The 15799-nt window shown below is 63.7% G+C and carries 12 protein-coding genes; 3 read left to right on the top strand and 9 right to left on the bottom strand.

Features of this window, described 5'->3' with window-relative positions:
- Positions 1-121: 121 nt before the first annotated feature.
- Genes RBR52_RS03470 through RBR52_RS03460 form a run of 3 tightly spaced genes read left to right on the top strand, consistent with a single transcriptional unit; the run spans position 122 to position 5708 of the window.
- Positions 122-1219 carry an efflux RND transporter periplasmic adaptor subunit gene (locus RBR52_RS03470; protein ID WP_320375796.1) on the top strand — a complete coding sequence of 366 codons (1098 nt, stop codon included), beginning with the start codon at positions 122-124 and terminating at the stop codon, positions 1217-1219.
- Positions 1216-4347, top strand: coding sequence for a CusA/CzcA family heavy metal efflux RND transporter (locus RBR52_RS03465; protein ID WP_320375795.1), 3132 nt, complete (start codon positions 1216-1218; stop codon positions 4345-4347). Before RBR52_RS03470 ends, RBR52_RS03465 begins: the two co-directional genes overlap by 4 nt.
- Positions 4347-5708: a TolC family protein gene (locus RBR52_RS03460; RefSeq protein WP_320375794.1), complete on the top strand. Its 1362-nt coding sequence runs from the start codon at positions 4347-4349 to the stop codon at positions 5706-5708. Before RBR52_RS03465 ends, RBR52_RS03460 begins: the two co-directional genes overlap by 1 nt.
- A gap of 218 nt (positions 5709-5926) precedes the next feature.
- Here the strand turns inward: RBR52_RS03460 and RBR52_RS03455 are convergent, their stop codons facing one another.
- The 9 genes from RBR52_RS03455 to RBR52_RS03415 form a co-directional block, all read right to left on the bottom strand.
- On the bottom strand, positions 5927-7087 hold the full coding sequence (locus tag RBR52_RS03455; RefSeq protein WP_320375793.1) for a deoxyguanosinetriphosphate triphosphohydrolase: 1161 nt from the start codon (positions 7085-7087) through the stop codon (positions 5927-5929).
- Positions 7084-8184, bottom strand: coding sequence for a 3-dehydroquinate synthase (gene aroB, locus RBR52_RS03450; protein WP_320375792.1), 1101 nt, complete (start codon positions 8182-8184; stop codon positions 7084-7086). The genes RBR52_RS03455 and aroB overlap by 4 nt, the downstream gene beginning before the upstream one ends.
- A gap of 390 nt (positions 8185-8574) precedes the next feature.
- Positions 8575-9114 (bottom strand): shikimate kinase, encoded by a 540-nt coding sequence (locus tag RBR52_RS03445; RefSeq protein WP_320375791.1) that lies wholly within the window; start codon positions 9112-9114, stop codon positions 8575-8577.
- Between the two features lie 6 nt (positions 9115-9120).
- A complete protein-coding gene (locus tag RBR52_RS03440) occupies positions 9121-10227 on the bottom strand; it encodes a hypothetical protein (protein WP_320375790.1) in 1107 nt (368 codons plus the stop codon).
- A 35-nt stretch (positions 10228-10262) separates the two neighbouring features.
- Positions 10263-10832, bottom strand: a complete 570-nt coding sequence (locus tag RBR52_RS03435) for a hypothetical protein (RefSeq protein ID WP_320375789.1) — start codon at positions 10830-10832, stop codon at positions 10263-10265.
- A 73-nt stretch (positions 10833-10905) separates the two neighbouring features.
- Entirely contained in the window at positions 10906-12120 is a 1215-nt protein-coding gene (locus tag RBR52_RS03430) for a DUF3443 family protein (protein ID WP_320375788.1), read from the bottom strand.
- An 86-nt stretch (positions 12121-12206) separates the two neighbouring features.
- Positions 12207-14462: a type IV pilus secretin PilQ gene (pilQ, locus tag RBR52_RS03425; protein ID WP_320375787.1), complete on the bottom strand. Its 2256-nt coding sequence runs from the start codon at positions 14460-14462 to the stop codon at positions 12207-12209.
- The gene (locus RBR52_RS03420; protein WP_320375786.1) at positions 14459-15019 is read right to left on the bottom strand and encodes a pilus assembly protein PilP; all 561 of its coding nucleotides are present in this window, start codon (positions 15017-15019) and stop codon (positions 14459-14461) included. The genes pilQ and RBR52_RS03420 overlap by 4 nt, the downstream gene beginning before the upstream one ends.
- Before the next feature lie 89 nt (positions 15020-15108).
- Positions 15109-15792, bottom strand: coding sequence for a type 4a pilus biogenesis protein PilO (locus tag RBR52_RS03415; protein ID WP_320375785.1), 684 nt, complete (start codon positions 15790-15792; stop codon positions 15109-15111).
- Between the last annotated feature and the right edge of the window lie 7 nt (positions 15793-15799).

The following is a 15799-nucleotide window of genomic DNA, read 5'->3' as shown; positions in this document are numbered from 1 at the left end:
CCTGCGCGCGGTGCGCGCCGCTGCGTCACTGCGCAGTAACTCGCGTGAAACACAGGTGCAACCTGTCACGCGGATGATCGTCTTCAGTCCCCGATGGAGCCCGGCGCTGCCGGGATGCAATATGCCTCGAATCCTTTTGTCGCGCACCCCGCTGGCGTGCGCCCTGTCCGCCAGTCTGTTGAGCCTGTCCTTCTTCGCCATGCCCGGCGCCGCCGCGCAAGCCGCCGCGCCCGGCGTCATCACCCTGTCCGCCGACCAGCAGACCGCGCTGGGCGTGCGCCTGGCCACGGTACAGGCCGCCTCCGCCGCACAGCTCGACCTGCCCGCCCGCGTCACGGTGCCGCTGTCGCAGCAGGCGGTCGTCTCCGCGCCCGCTGCCGGTCTGGTCACCCGCCTGCTGGTCAACCCCGGCGACACGGTGAAAAGCGGCCAGCCGCTGGCCGAGCTCAGCAGCCCGCAGATCGCCCAGTTGCAGCGCGAACGCAGCGAGGCGCAGAGCCGATACGACCTGGCGCAGCGCCAGTTGCAGCGCGACACCACGCTGGTGAACGAGGGCATCGTGCCCAGCGCGCGGCTCGACACCGCGCGGGCGCAGAGCCGCCAGGCGCAGGCCATGCTGGCCGAGCGCGATCTGGCGCTCAAGCTGGCCGCAGGGGGCACGGCGCTCAATGGCGTGGCCGTGCTGCGCGCGCCGATGGGCGGCGTCATCACCGAGGTCGCGGCGCTGCCGGGGCAGCGTGTCGATATGGCCGCGGCGCTGTTCCGCATCGCACAGCAAGGGCAGTTGTGGCTGGAGATCGACGCCAGCCCGCAGCAGGCCGCATCGCTGCAAGTCGGCACGGCCGTGGACGTTCCCGCGTTGCAGGCCAGCGGCGTGCTGCAGGCCAAGTCCACCGCGCTGAGCGCCGGACAGAGCGTGCTGCTGCGCGTGCGCGTCACCCAGCCCGGCAGCCTGCAGGCGGGCGCCGTGGTGCAGGCGCGGCTGAGTCTGCCCGCGCAGGCGGGCGTGTGGCGCGTGCCGCCCGCTGCGCTGACGCAGATCAACGGCCGCGATGCGGTGCTCGTGGCCACGGCTGATGGCTTTCGCATCGTTCCGGTCAGCGTGGCCGGCCGGCTGAACGACGCGGTGATGGTCAGCGGCCCGCTCAAGACGGGCGACAGGGTGGCGGCCACCGGGGTGGTGGCGATCAAGGCGGCGGCGGGTGAGGTGGCGCCATGAATCTCATGTCCCTCACGCATGGCGCGCTGCGCCAACGCCTGCTGACCCTCGGCGCCATGCTGGCGCTGGTGCTGGGCGGAATTTTCGCCTGGCAGTCACTGCCGATCGACGCCTTCCCCGACGTGTCTTCACCGCAGGTGAAGATCATCATGAAAGTGCCTGGAATGACTCCGGAAGAGGTGGAGACCCGCGTGGTGCTGCCCATCGAGCAGGAGGTGCTGGGCATCGCCAACAAGCGCATCGTGCGCTCGACCTCGAAGTACGGCATTGCCGACATCACGGTGGACTTCCTGGAGGGCACCGATGTGTACTGGGCGCGGCAGCAGGTCGGCGAGGCGCTGGCCAATGTGCGCGGCGACCTGCCGGCCTCGGCGATGGGCGGGCTCGCCCCGATCACCACGCCCTTGTCCGACCTGTTCATGTTCACCGTCGAAGGCAACGCGACGCTGGAGCAGAAACGCAGCGCGCTGCAATGGCTGATCCGCCCGGCGCTGCGCACCGTGCCCGGCGTGGCCGATGTGAACATGCTCGGCGGCGATGTGCGCGCCTTCGCGGTGCAGCCCGATCCGGCGCGGCTGTCCGCCTGGGGCCTGTCGCTCAACCAGTTGCGCACCGCGCTGCAGGTCAACAACAGCAACGACGGCGCCGGGCGTCTGGACGAAGGCGAAGAAACCCGCATCGTGCGGGTGCAGGGGGCGTTTGCCAACGTCGACGACATTCGCAACACCGTGGTCGCCAATGTGCGCGGCACGCCGGTGCGCATCAGCGATGTGGCGCAGGTCAGCGTGGACAGCAGCACGCGCTACGGCATCGTCACTGCGGACGGCAAGGGCGAGGCGGTCGAAGGCATCGTGCTGGGCCTGCGCGGCGCCAATGCGCAGCAGGTGATCCACGGGGTGAAGGCGCGTCTGGCCGAACTGGAGCCGCGCCTGCCGCAAGGCATGACCTTGCGCGTGTTCTACGACCGCAGCCAGTTGGTCGAACGCGCCGTCGGCACGGTGCTCGAAGCGCTGGGCGAGGCCGTGGTGCTGGTGGTGGTGATGCTGCTGCTGTTCCTCGGCAACTGGCGCGCGGCGCTGGTCGTGGCCATCACCCTGCCGCTGTCGGCGCTGGCAACCTTCATCCTGATGCGCTGGTTCGGCCTGAGCGCCAACCTGATGAGCCTGGGCGGACTGGCGATTGCGCTGGGCATGCTGGTGGACGCCGCCGTGGTGGTGGTGGAAAACCTGGTGAACCACATGAGCCACGACCCGGAGCATGCGCCGGATCGCAGCGCGGGCGGCCCCACCACAGACCGCCTCGGGCGCATCCTGCGCGGGGTGTCGGAAGTTGCGGGGCCGGTGCTCTCGGGCGTGGCCATCATCGCCATCGTGTTCCTGCCGCTGCTCACCCTCGAAGGACTGGAGGGCAAGCTGTTCCGCCCGGTGGCGCTGACCATCGTGTTCGCGCTGGGCGCGTCGCTGCTCATCGCGCTGACCATCGTGCCGGTGATGGCGTCTTTTCTGCTCAAGACCGCCTCGCACTCCGACCCCTGGCTGGTGCGCAAGCTCTCTGCCGGTTATCGGCGCGTGCTCGACTGGAGCTTTGCACACACCCGCATCGTCGTCGCCGTGGCGCTGCTGTCGCTCGTGGCCGCCGGCTGGGCCTACACCCAGGTGGGCAAGACCTTCATGCCCACGCTCGATGAAGGCGATGTGATCGTGCAATTGCAGAAACTGCCCTCGGTCAGCCTGGGCGCGACCGCCGCGCTCGACCTGCGGGTGCAGCAGGCTTTGCTCAAGGATGTGCCCGAGATCAAATCCATCATCGCCCGCAGCGGCTCGGACGATCTCGGCCTCGATCCGATGGGGCTGAACGAGACCGACACCTTCCTCGTGCTCAAACCCATGTCGCAGTGGCGTGGCAGCAAGGACGACGTGATCGGGGCGATGCGCAAGGTGCTCGAACGCTTTCCCGGCGTGAACTTCGGCTTCACCCAGCCGATCGAGATGCGGGTGTCGGAAATGCTCACTGGAGCGCGCGGCGACCTGGTGGTGAAAATCTTCGGCCCGGACATCGCCCAGCTTGGCGACCTGTCACAACAGGTGGCCAGGACGCTCAAGGCCGTGCCCGGCGCGCAGGAAGTGCTCGCCGCCCGCCCTGAAGGGGTGCAGTACCTGACGGTGCAGGTCGATCGGCTGGCCGCTGGCCGCGCCGGTTTCGACGTCGACAGCCTGCAGCAAGACTTGCGCGCGCTGGTCGAAGGCCAGCCGCAGGGCATGGTGCTCGAAGGCGTGCGCCGCACCCCGCTGCTGCTGCGCGGCGGAACCGATCTGCGCAGCAATCCCGAGGCCTTCGCGCATGTGATGATCACCGCGCCCGATGGCACGGCCTATCCGCTGTCGCAACTCGCCCGGCTGACGCCCACGCAAGGCCCGGTGCTGGTGGCGCACGAGGACGGCAGCCGCTTCGCCTCGGTGCAGGCCAATGTGAGCGGACGCGATCTGGTGAGCTATGTCGATGACGCCAAGAAGTCCGTGGCCACCCAGGTGAAGCTGCCCGAGGGCTTCCGGCTGGAATGGGGTGGACAGTTCGAGAACCAGCAACGCGCCGCTGCCCGGCTGGGGCTGGTGGTGCCGGTGGCGCTGGCGATGATTTTCGTGCTGCTGATGACCACGTTCGGCTCGGTGCGGCAGTCGGTGCTGGTGTTCGCCAACATTCCGTTCGCCCTCGTCGGCGGCGTGCTGGCGCTGTGGGCCAGCGGACAATACCTGTCGGTGCCGGCCTCGGTGGGCTTCATCGCGCTGCTGGGCATCGCCGTGCTCAACGGCGTGGTGCTGGTCAGCCATTTCAACGAACTGCTGCAACGTGGCCTGCCGCTGATGCAGGCGGTGCGCGACGGTGCCATGCGCCGGCTGCGTCCGGTGATGATGACCGCCACCATCACCGCGTTCAGCCTCATCCCCCTGCTCTCGGCCACCGGCCCGGGCTCGGAAATCCAGAAGCCCCTGGCCGTGGTCGTGGTCGGCGGACTGGTGACTTCCACCGCCCTGACCCTGGTGCTGCTGCCCCTGATGTTTGCCCGCTTCGGCCTGCCGCGCAATGAGCGCGAGGCCGAGGCTGCGGCCCAATCGACGGAGAACGTCTGATGATTCCCTTGTCCCGACCCCACGCCCAGCGGGCGTTGACTGCCGCGTTGTCACTTGCACTTGCGCTGACTGCCGCACCCGCCTGGGCGGCGCAAACCCAATCCGCCAAAGCAGCCGCGGCGCCACCGCAGATCGCCCTGCCCGCCGCCCTGCCTGCCCTGAGCGACCTGCCCAGCCCCAGCCTGCCACAAGCCGCCACGGTCGATCAGCTCCTGGCCGCCACTCCCGCGCTGCAGGAAGCGCAGGCCATGCAGCAGGCGGCCGCACAAAACGGCGCGGTGCTGCGCGCCGGAACCAACGAGTTCACCGGCCAGGCGCAGGTGCAGCAGCGCCGCATCGACTCCCAGCCCGACAGCGGGCACTACACTGAATGGCAGTTGCTCATCAACCGTCAGTTGCGCCTGCCGTCGCAGGCGCAGGCCGATGAGCGCATGGCCGAAGCGCTGAACGTGTCGGCGCAGGCCGCTCTGGTTGCGGCACGGCAGCAGTTTCTCGGCACTTTGCTGTCTGCCTGGTTTGCCGCGCAGCGCGCGCAGGCCGAGGCCGTGCTGGCGCAGCAGGACCTCGACCTGATCGACGCCCAGGTCAAAGCCTTGCAGCGCCGCCGCTCCCTGGGCGACGCAAGCGTGCTGGAGCTCGAGCAGATGCAGGCCGAGCAGGCCCGGGCGCAATCGGCCCTGCTGCTGGCACAGGGCAGAGCGGCGAGCAGCCGCGCCGCCTTGTTTGCACGCTATCCGCTGTTGGCGCGCGGCGGCGGTCTTCAGGCGCAGGCCGACCCCAATGCACTGGCGCTGCCCGACCTGTCCGCAGAGCAACTGAGCGCGCAGGCGATGCAAGCCAATCCGCTGCTGGCCGGACAGCGTGCCGCGCTGCAAAAGGCACAGGCGATGGCTGCCCAGGCCCACGCCGCGCGCACCCCGCAGCCCACGGTAGGCGCCTACATCGGCTCGGAACGCGGGGGCAGCGAACGCATCGTCGGCCTGCAATTCGCCATGCCGTTTGGTGGGCCGGCACGGGTGTCGCAAGAACGTGCCGCGCTGGCCGAAGCGGACGCCGCGCAATGGCGGCTGCGCGATCTGCAAATGCAGATCGCAGCGGAATTCCAGCGCCTCTACGCCAATATGCAGGCGCAGCTTGGCGCGGTCAAAGCCACCGAACGCGCCGCGCAGGTGCAGATCCAGGCCAGCAGCCGCATGTTGCGCGCCTATCAGTTGGGCGAAGCGGGCCTGTCGGACTGGCTGCTCGCCCGGCGCAGCGCAGTGGAGTCCACACGTCTGGTGCTGCAATCTCGCTTCGACGCGGCCGCTTCCACCGCCCAGCTCAAGCTGCAGACGGGCCTGCTCTACGACCTGGCGCCCTGAAAATCCCTGTGCGCAGCGGTTTCCCGAGCGACCTCCGGTCCGGGCCGCGCCCGGCACGATGGGGCCGACATGGTGCGTTTGAACCCTCCCCCTCCCAACCTCCCCCACAGCGTGGGGGAGGCGAATTCACTCCCTCCCCACATGTGGGGAGGGTTGGGGTGGGGAGGCTTTGGGCGTTGCTTTTGCAATCGCCTGTTCGCCGAATCAATCGGGGGCCGTCAATACACCGGCCAGTCGCGCATGGAAAACAGGCGCTGGTGCTCGCGGATGGCGTAGCGGTCGGTCATGCCGGCGAGATAGTCGGCGATGGCGCGCGGCTGGCGCGCGCTGTCTTCGCGTTGGTAGGCGCGCGGCAGCAGCCGCGTATCGGCGTGATAGGCCTCGAACAGTTCGGTGAGCAGGCGCTGCGCCTTGGTGGTGTTGCGCAACACCTCGGGATGACGATAGAGCCGATGCAGCAAAAGCTGCTGGAGCTGCTGCAACTGCTCCTGCACCGGGGCGCTGAAGGCCGCCAGCGGTGGAGCGGCGCGCACCGCATCGGGCGTATCGACGCCCGCCTCGCGGAGGCGCCGCGCGGTTTCTGCGGCCAGATCGGCGATCAGCGCCGAGATCATGCGGCGCGTGGTTTCGGCGACGAGCCTGCGCCCGCGCACCGTCGGGTAGGCGCGCTGCACCGCGTCGAGATGCCCGGCGAAGAAGGGCACGGTCTGCAACTCCTCCAGATCGATCAAACCCGCGCGCAGGCCATCGTCGATGTCGTGATTGTCGTAGGCGATGGCATCGGCCAGATTGGTGATCTGCGCTTCCAGGCTGGGCTGGCCGCCGTGCAGAAAGCGCAGGCCGACCTCGCCCAGTCTCTCGGCATTGCGCCGCGAACAATGCTTGAGCACGCCCTCGCGCGTCTCGAAGCAGAGGTTCAGGCCGTCGAAGGCGGCGTAGCGTTCTTCCAGCGTGGTGACCACGCGCAGCGACTGCAGGTTGTGCTCGAAACCGCCGCCCTGCGGCGCGTACTTGCGCATGCAGGCCCCGAGCGCATCCTGTCCGGCGTGGCCGAAGGGGGTGTGCCCCAGATCGTGCGCCAGCGCCAGCGCTTCGGTGAGGTCTTCATTCAGCCGCAGGGTGCGGGCGACCGAGCGGGCGATCTGCGCGACTTCCAGGCTGTGCGTCAGGCGGGTGCGGAACAGGTCACCCTCATGGTTGAGAAACACCTGCGTCTTGTATTCCAGCCGCCGGAAGGCCGAGCTGTGGATGATGCGGTCGCGGTCGCGCTGATAGCAGGTGCGGTCCGTCGGCGGCGGCTCCGCATGCTCGCGCCCGCGCGAGGTGGCGTCGCTGCAGGCATAAGGTGCCAGAGAACGCGACTGGACCGCCGCGGTCATGCCGCTGCCTGCGCCGCTTGCACATGCGCGGCGATGCTGGCCTGCGCTTCGCTCATGGGCGCGGCGCGCAGCACGGGACGCCCCAGGCCGTGCAACAGCACGAAGCGCACTTCGCCGCCTTCGGCTTTTTTGTCCACCTGCATCAGCTCGGCCCAGCGCGCCGCGCCCAGATCGGGGGCTTTCACCGGCAGGCCCGCGCGGGCGATCAGCCGCGCCAGGCGCTCGGCGTCTGCGCGCGCGAGCAGCCCCAGCCGCACCGAGAGATCAGCCGCCAGCACCATGCCCGCGCCCACCGCTTCGCCGTGCAGCCAGTTGCCATAGCCCATGCCGGCCTCGACGGCGTGGCCGAAGGTGTGGCCGAAATTGAGTATGGCGCGCAGCCCGGTCTCGGTTTCGTCCTGCGCCACGACATGCGCCTTGATCCGGCAGCAACGCGCCACGGCCTCGGCCATCGCCGCGTCGTCCCTTGCCAGCAGCGCCTCGATATGCGTTTGCAGCCAATCGAGAAAATCCACATCGGCAATCGCGGCGTGCTTGATGACCTCGGCCAGCCCCGCGGACAGCTCGCGCGGCGGCAGCGTGTGCAGGGTGGACAGATCGGCCACCACCAGCCGGGGCTGGTAAAACGCGCCGATCATGTTCTTGCCCAGCGGATGATTGATCGCCGTCTTGCCACCCACCGAAGAATCCACCTGCGCCAGCAGCGTGGTCGGCACCTGCACGAAGGGCACGCCGCGCATATAACTGGCGGCGGCAAAGCCCGTCATGTCGCCGATCACCCCGCCGCCCAGTGCGAACAACGTGGTCTTGCGGTCGCACTGGTGGCGCAGCAGATCGGTGAAGATCTGGTCGAGCGTCTCCCAGTTCTTGTACGCCTCGCCGTCGGGCAGGGTGCAGCGCAGCACCCGCGCGAAATGCGGCTGCAGGCTGCGCTCCAGCCGGGCCGCGTACAGCGGAGCCACCGTGGTGTTGGTCACGACGAGCGCCGTGCCCCTGGGCGCGGCCACCGCAGCGAAGGTATCGGGCGCATCGAGCAAACCGGCGGCAATGCGAATGTCATACGCGCGGGTGTCGAGCGCGATACGAACGGTGGTCATGGGGGCGTCCTGTTGCGGGCAATGGTTGGATTGTAGAAAGCCGCGTCGAGCAGCGTTGACAGACGCGGCTGAGCAACAGGTGAAACAGCGGCGCAGGCCCCATCCCAACCCCGTCCAAGGGCTGGCTTGCAGGCCAGCCCGGTTGCGGCGGGGTCGAGCCAAGCCGTTGGCTTTGCTTTTTCCGCCTTGGCGCGCGCGCCCTCACCCCAACCCTCTCCCGGAGGGAGAGGGGGTCGATCTGCGCTTTTTGCTGACTGGTTCGGAAGGCCGGAAGGGGCATCCTTCGTCTTGCGCAGCGCCGTTTGCTCCTCCCCCGCTTGCCGGGGGAGGTTGGGAGGGGGAGCCGTCAGCACCGCGCCATCATCCCGCGCCCTCCGGAACCCTCCGGGTTCAACCCTGCCCCCCCGCAGCAGGCAACACCCCGGCGAGTTCGAGCTGCATCTGCACCCTGTTGGCCAGCAGCACAGCCGACGGCCTGCCGGTGTCGATGACGAAATGTGCCGTCTCGCGGTACAGCGGATCGCGCACCCTGAACAACTCGTGCAGCTTGGCCCGGGCGTCACCCTGCTGCAACAAGGGCCGGGTGCGGTCATGGCGCAATCGGTGCGCCAGATCGTCCGGGCTGGCGCGCAGATAGACCACCGTGCCGCGCTCGTGCAGCGCCTTGCGGTTTTCCGGCCGCAGCACCGCCCCGCCGCCGGTCGCAAGAATGACGCCCTCGCGCTGAGTCAGCGCATCGATGGCACGCGCCTCGATGTCACGAAACCCCGCCTCACCCAGCCGGGCGAAAAGCTCCGCAATCGTGCAGCCCTGCTCGCGTTCGATCTCCTGGTCGCTGTCGATGAACCGCAGTCCGAGCCGCTGCGCGAGCGTGCGGCCGACGGTGGTTTTTCCAGCGCCCATGAGTCCGATGAGGAAGATTCCGGTCACGCCGACTCAGGACATCTTGGTCGCTGTCCAGGTGACGGGGAGAGGCGATCCGTTCGACGCGCTACCACTTGTCGAAGTCGAACCAGTTGTAGTCCCCGTAGCGCTATTGCTGAACAAAATCTGATTCGACGAGGCACAGGTTTGCGGATTGGCTATCTGTACGAAGGTCGCTCCTGGAATTAGATCGCAGGCGACTGGATCCTGAGCAAAGACGCTCGTCATTTCCTGCGTTGTGGTCGTTCCACTGGTCGTGCCCGAGCCGGCTGTCGAACTGCTCGACGACGAGTACGTCACAAACATATTTGTCTTGCCTTGCAACTGATTGAGAGTAACAGGCGAGGTGCCAAGGAAGAAATTCACAATGCCATTTTTGCCTTGAAACTGAACACCCAAGGCATTGCCTGAACCATAATCGCGACCAGTAACGTCATAGTTGCCAAGGATTTTATCGTCGCAACTTCCCGAGACGACACCAGAATCGCTGACATTGACAGTACAAGTCCCCGAATAGGAAGAACTGGCGCCGCCTGATCCATAATCAACCTTCCAATTTCCCGCATAAGCGCTCAAAACACGAAATACAACATTTTGTTGAAAAGGCCCAGACGCCAAATTCAAATCTTGACTCAGTCCCAGGATCAAACTACCACCTGGCGCTATGAGCGAGCTGAACTGCAAGGGAGTCGATCCAGTAGGATTTGAAATCGCTGGAGGAACTGCTGCCAAGCCAGAAAACCCAACTTGCTGCAATAAAGGGTCCGTAGAACCCGCAACTTTAAATCCGCCACTAGAGAGTGCTGAGTAACTCAATCCTGAGCCATCGATTGCAGAAAATCCCCATAACAGCGACTGACCAAGCCCCTGCGTGGTTTGTGCAGTAATGATTACAGGCGTCGTGTCATCAATATCATAACTTCCATCGGAGTTTACAGGTATGGCAGTCAGGCCTGTTGTGGCTGAATTTTGAAGAACTTGTACGACTGTACCAGGCAAACTAGGCTGCGGTATCGCCTGGTTGTAAGTAGTAGTAGGCGTGCCGCTACCTCCACCGCAACTAGCCAATAAAGCAGTTCCCATGCTTGCCAGTACCAGATTGGCCATCGAATGTTTCATTTTCTTTACCTCTGGATTTCAAAATAATGAGTCATTCATTGCAAAGGAATGAATGACCAGCCGATCGGATCACTAATCAGGGTCGTCTGCTGTGAATATTGAACAGCGCTCGCAAAATTGAATGGCGTACTGGCAGAGGGGCTCACGGTAGTAGGCACTTGAGAAGTAATAACTTGCACGGAAAAACTAACGCTTGGGTAAATAGTACCCTGCGCATTCAGTGGTGCTGCTTGTAAAATGACCTGTGCCATCCCGTTGGAATCTGTAACTGCCGAACAACTCGGGTTATAGGTTGGCGGGGTCGTCTGAGTAAAACACTGCACCGATGATGATGGATTCGTGTAAAAGGTAACGACCTTGCCCGGCATTGGGTGTTGATAAGGATCCAGCAGCTTGTACACGACTGTGACAGGCACGTTCATGGGTACCAGTGACGGATTGAGTTGGCCTTGCGCCAACCACTGCAATGTTGCCGTATTGGTATTTTTTGAACCCAGCAAAGGTGTGCCGGCCGTGCCGGTTCCGCCGCCTCCGCACGCGCTGAGAACGCCAGCCACACTCATTCCGACAAAAGCGGATAAAACCAATTTAGGAAAAACCTTCATGCCATCCCCTTCACAAATTCTCTGTCATAGCCTGAAAATTAATTCGTAACCGTCAAAATAGATACATTCTTGCTTAAAAGGCCCAAAATGGCCCCAACCCATAAGACGTTTGCGCCCCGTCTATTGCTGTTGCCACAGTACGACCAAAATAAAACGGCAATCCCAGAATAGTCATACCAGGAGAAATACTACTCTGAAATCCCAAAGCCGGAATGACCGCAAAATTTTGTTGGAAAGCCGGGGTTGGATCGGCAAGATTGATCGTCTGCCAGCTTGTCGGATTGCCATTGGCTCCGTTCAACCGAATCTGTAAAGACACAGGTTGAGGTGGGCAGTACGGACCACCTGCCTCGCCACAAACTGTCACGCCCGATATCGCTTGCAAGTAAGGAATTCGCCCAGGAATCGTCACGGTTCCAGTTTGCGCTAGACTGTAGGCATTCGTACCCGTGTCTAAAAAAGCAAAGCTTGCGGCGCCATTCACGCTTGCTGCAAGCATGGGAAAATCCTGATTCGGCACGCTTGATCGATAAATCTGCAACCCGTTTATTTGGTTATTATTCTGTGTTCCGATGCCGAATATAAGACTTCCAATAGATTTATCTTGTGGAGCATTTACGCCAGGAAAAACCAAGACCGATCCATTGTTATCGGATGAAAAACTTGCTATCGGATTTGGGGTTTGCTGCGAAACCGGCATCAAAATAGACACGCAGGCTCCTGCAGAATCTCCTGTACATGAAAAATACATTTGCTGTTTCGTATCCTGTTCGCAGCTTGATCCGCAATCTGTTTTTTGTGGCCCTATGCCTAAGATACCTTTGAATTCAGCCAATCCCGAGATGGCGTTCGGCATCAATTGTGCACAGCCTTGAGGAGCAGCGCTTGGAATATCAGTGGCGCCAGCAACAGTAATTGGAATATTGGCCGCCACTTCACCCGCCATTTTCACTGTAGCTATCCGCTGAGCGCCCCAGAAATATCCCGCACCGTATTGCATACATTCTCCAATCGGATTGCCATTTGCATCTTTCTGAGAAGGCAAGGCAATGTTCAATATGCCCGGCATGAGGCGAAGACCGGTTGATCCTGTATCCAGCAACACATGGTCAATGACTTGGCAATCATTCTGATCATTGCAAACTGTCACAGTCACATAGGGCCTATTAGGAAAAGGATTCTGAGGGTTAAACATCTCCACGGTAACAGGCACCTGATTGGCAACTGACTTTGGAGGCAGAGACACAGATGCACTACCTCCTCCGCAGCCAACCAGCGTAGCCGTCATGGCTATAACGCCAGTGCAAGCTGCAAACCTTTTTGCCCAATAGTCGCTCTGATCAAACCTCATTTATAACCCCTATACTGCCCCAATTATTGGCCCAAATCCACGTTGGTGACGATTTTCGGCGTCAGAAAAACCAGAAGTTCGTTTTTGTTGTACATCCTGCTGTTGTTCTTGAACAGATTGCCCAATACCGGAATATCGCCCAGCAGCGGCACCTTGTCGGTCTGATTCTGCTCCTGCGAGGTGTAAATCCCCCCCAGCACCACGGTGCCACCGTTTTCCACCTGGACCTGCGTGGTGACGGTATTGGTGTTGATGGATGGCACCCCGTTCGTCGACGCACCCGGACTGTCCTTGTGGATTTCGACGTTCATGATCACATTGCCGTCCGGCGTGATTTGCGGCGTGACATCCAGACTGAGCACGGCCTTTTTGAAGGTGACTGCAGTGGCGCCGCTCGAAGTCGCCTGCTGGTAGGGGATCTCGGTACCCTGCTCGATCGTCGCCTTGCCCAGGTCGGCCGTGATCACCCGCGGCGAGGAAATGATCTTGCCCTTGCCGTCGGCCTCCATCGCGGAAAGTTCGAGATTGATGAAACGGTTGGCCGCAGCGTTGAACAGGCTGATGCCGATCGAACTCGGTGTGGCACCGGCGAGCAGGCTGTTGGCAAGACCGAAAGCGGGGAGATTGACGAACTGCGTATCGGGGATGAACGACCCCGAAGTGATCGCCGCTTGGTTGGTCTGCTCCCCAACTCCAAGATAGTTACCGGTAAAGGTGACGCGATTGTTGCCAGTGCCGTAACCCGGCACCCCGCCTTGGATGCCGCGCGCATCGTAGTAGCCCAGCTTCACCCCCAGACTCCGTCCGAACTGGTCGCTGGCTTCGACGATGCGCGCTTCGATCATGACCTGGCGCACCGGCTTGTCGATCTTGGCGATGAGCTTGGCCACTTCCTCCAGCTTGGAGGGAATGTCGGTGACGAAAAGCTGATTGGTGCGCGGATCGGCCAGCACGGTGCCGCGCGGCGACAGGATGCGCGTGGTCGGGGCCGCAGTGGACGCCAGCCCGGGCAGGAGGACCGGGCTGGGCGCCGCTGCGGGGCTCGCCTGTGCGCCGCCGGCGGCGCCGGTGAGCATGGCCACCACGGTGGCGGCCTTCACGTAGTTGAGCTGGAAGGTCTCCGAGCGCACGGGTTCAAGTGCCTGGAGCGACTTTTTCGCTTCAAGGTCGGCTTTTTCACGGGCGAGAATTTCGTCGCGCGGGGCGATCCACAGCACATTGCCTTCCTTGCGCTCGCCCAGGCCCTTGGCGCGCAGGATGATGTGCAGCGCCTGATCCCACGGCACGTCTTTGAGCCGCAGCGTCAGGTTGCCGGTGACCGAGTCGCTGACCACGACGTTCAGATGCGTGAAGTCGGCGAACACCTGCAGCAGCGAGCGCACGTCGATGTTCTGGAAGTTGAGCGAGAGTTTCTCGCCGTGATAGCCGGGGCCGTTGCCGGGCACGAGCGCGTTCGGGTTGGGCTGGGTGCGGCGCAGTTCGATGACGAACTGGTCGTCCGCCTGATACGCGCTCTGTTCATAATCGCCGTTGGGCTGGATGACCATGCGCACCATGTCGCCCATCTGGAAGGTGGTGACGGAGGTGACCGGGGTGGCGAAGTCGGTGACGTCGAGACGGCGGCGCAGGTCGGGCGGCAGCGAGGTCTTGAGGAAGTCGACGACGATGTTCTGGCCTTGCTGGTGAATGTCGACGCCCACCTGATTGTTGGGCAGGCTGACGATCACGCGGCCCGCGCCGTCGACCCCGCGCTTGAAGTTGATGGCGCGCAGCGCGACCTGATGGGTGTTGAGGTTGTCGGCAAAGTGCACCGTCTGCGCCTGGGGCGCTCCAGTGGCCGCGGAAACCGCGGCGGATGGTTCATGCGGAGTATTGAGCAGCACGAGCAGGCGGTTGCCGTCCAACTGGGTTTTGTAGGTGGCGGACTGCCGCAGGTTGAGCACCATGCGGGTGCGGCCCTGCGCCTGCACCACGTTGACCGAGCGCAGATTGCCCTGCTCGAAGCTGACCGTCTGGGTATCGAGCACCGAATCGACCCCGGGAAAGTCGAGCACGATGCGGGCGGGCTGGTCGATGACGAAACCGCGCGGCGGCGCAGCCAGCGGCGCGGCCAGGTTGACCTGCAGCACGGTTTGCGTGCCCTGGCGGCTGGCGGTGACATTCTGGATCGCATTGTTGGCGGCTTGCGCCGGCGCGACCCCAACCCCCAAAACAAACGCAACGGTCCATAACACCGCCCCCAGATACTGTGTGAAAGGCCGTTTCAAAGGCTTATTCATTGTGTGTTCTCCTGCAATTGAAGGGTGGCCGCGTGCTCGACCCAATCGCCCGTGGCGTCTTGCACCAGTTCCCTCAAATCGACTTCGCTATCGGTGATCTTGATGATTTTTCCGAAGTGCTGGCCGGCGTATTCGCCGACATGCGCCCGGTACAGCAGATTGCCCGCCTTGAGCAGGGCGTAACGCTGGCCGTTGATCTTGATGCTGCCGACCATCTGGATCTGGTCGAGCGAGTAGGCTTCGAGCGGCTGCTTGGGCCGGGCCAGCTCGGCCTGCAGCAGGGGATTGAGCTGCTGCACTTCCTGCCTGGCGCCCACTTCGAGCTTGGCGACGGAGAACGGATCGGTGCCCAGCGCAGGGTTGTAAGCTGCGGGAATGAAAGGCTTGGGCGGCTCGATGGGTTTGATGCGCGGGTGCATGCCGGCACGCTGCTGCGCCATCCACGCGCGCAGGTCTTGATGCTGCTGACCGCAGGCGGACAGCAAGACCGCCGAGAGCGCGGCAGCGGCGATCAGGCTCGCGCGCGGCCTGAGGGCATCCGAGCGAAGCTGCCTCACCACTGGTGGAGAGGGTTGGGTTGGGGAATCTCCCCCTCCCAACCTCCCCCGCCAGCGGGGGAGGAGCTTTTCTGAGTTTCGGGGCGAGCTCATTTCCTCCCTCCCGGTTTTTTGTTCTGCTTGGACTGGGCGGCGATTTCATCGGCGTCCAGATAGCGGAAGGTCTTGGCCGTGGCCTCCATCACCATCGGGGCGCCGGTCTTGCCGGTACGGGCCGTCAGGCTGATGTTGTTGAGCGTCACGATGCGCGAGAGCTTGGCGATGTCGGTGGCAAAACCGGCCAGATCGGTATAGCTGCCATCGAGCTTGATCGAAATCGGCAGTTCGGCGTAATAGGGCTTCACGTCGACCTGGCCCGGCTTGAACAACTGGAATTGCAGACCGCGGCCTATGCCCGCCTGGTTGATGTCGGACAGCAGGGCGTCCATCTCGGCCTTGCTCGGCAATTGCTTTTCGAGCAGGGCGACATACTGCTGCACCTGCGCCTTCTGCGCCTTGAGCAGGTCGAGGCTGACGGCCTGTTCGAGCTTGTGCCTGTACTCGTCGCGCAGCGTCACTTCCTGCTGCTGGGCCGAGGTGAGCGCGTCGCGCGTGCCCGACAGCCAGAGGTACCAGCCCAGCCCCAGGGTCAGCGCGAAGGCCGCGACATAGACGGTGTTGCGCGGCCACGCCGGCCAGGCGCCGGGATCGTTGGGATTGAGGCCGCGAAACTGCGCCGCGATGTCCTGAAACTTCTCGTTCAGGTCGATTTTCGAGAGTTTGGAGGTCGCCATCGGTGTC

This window comes from Thiomonas sp. (genome assembly GCF_034007205.1).
GTDB lineage: Bacteria > Pseudomonadota > Gammaproteobacteria > Burkholderiales > Burkholderiaceae_C > Thiomonas.
Note: the sequence above shows the minus strand (reverse complement) of the source record. Positions and strands in the feature narration are given on the sequence as shown.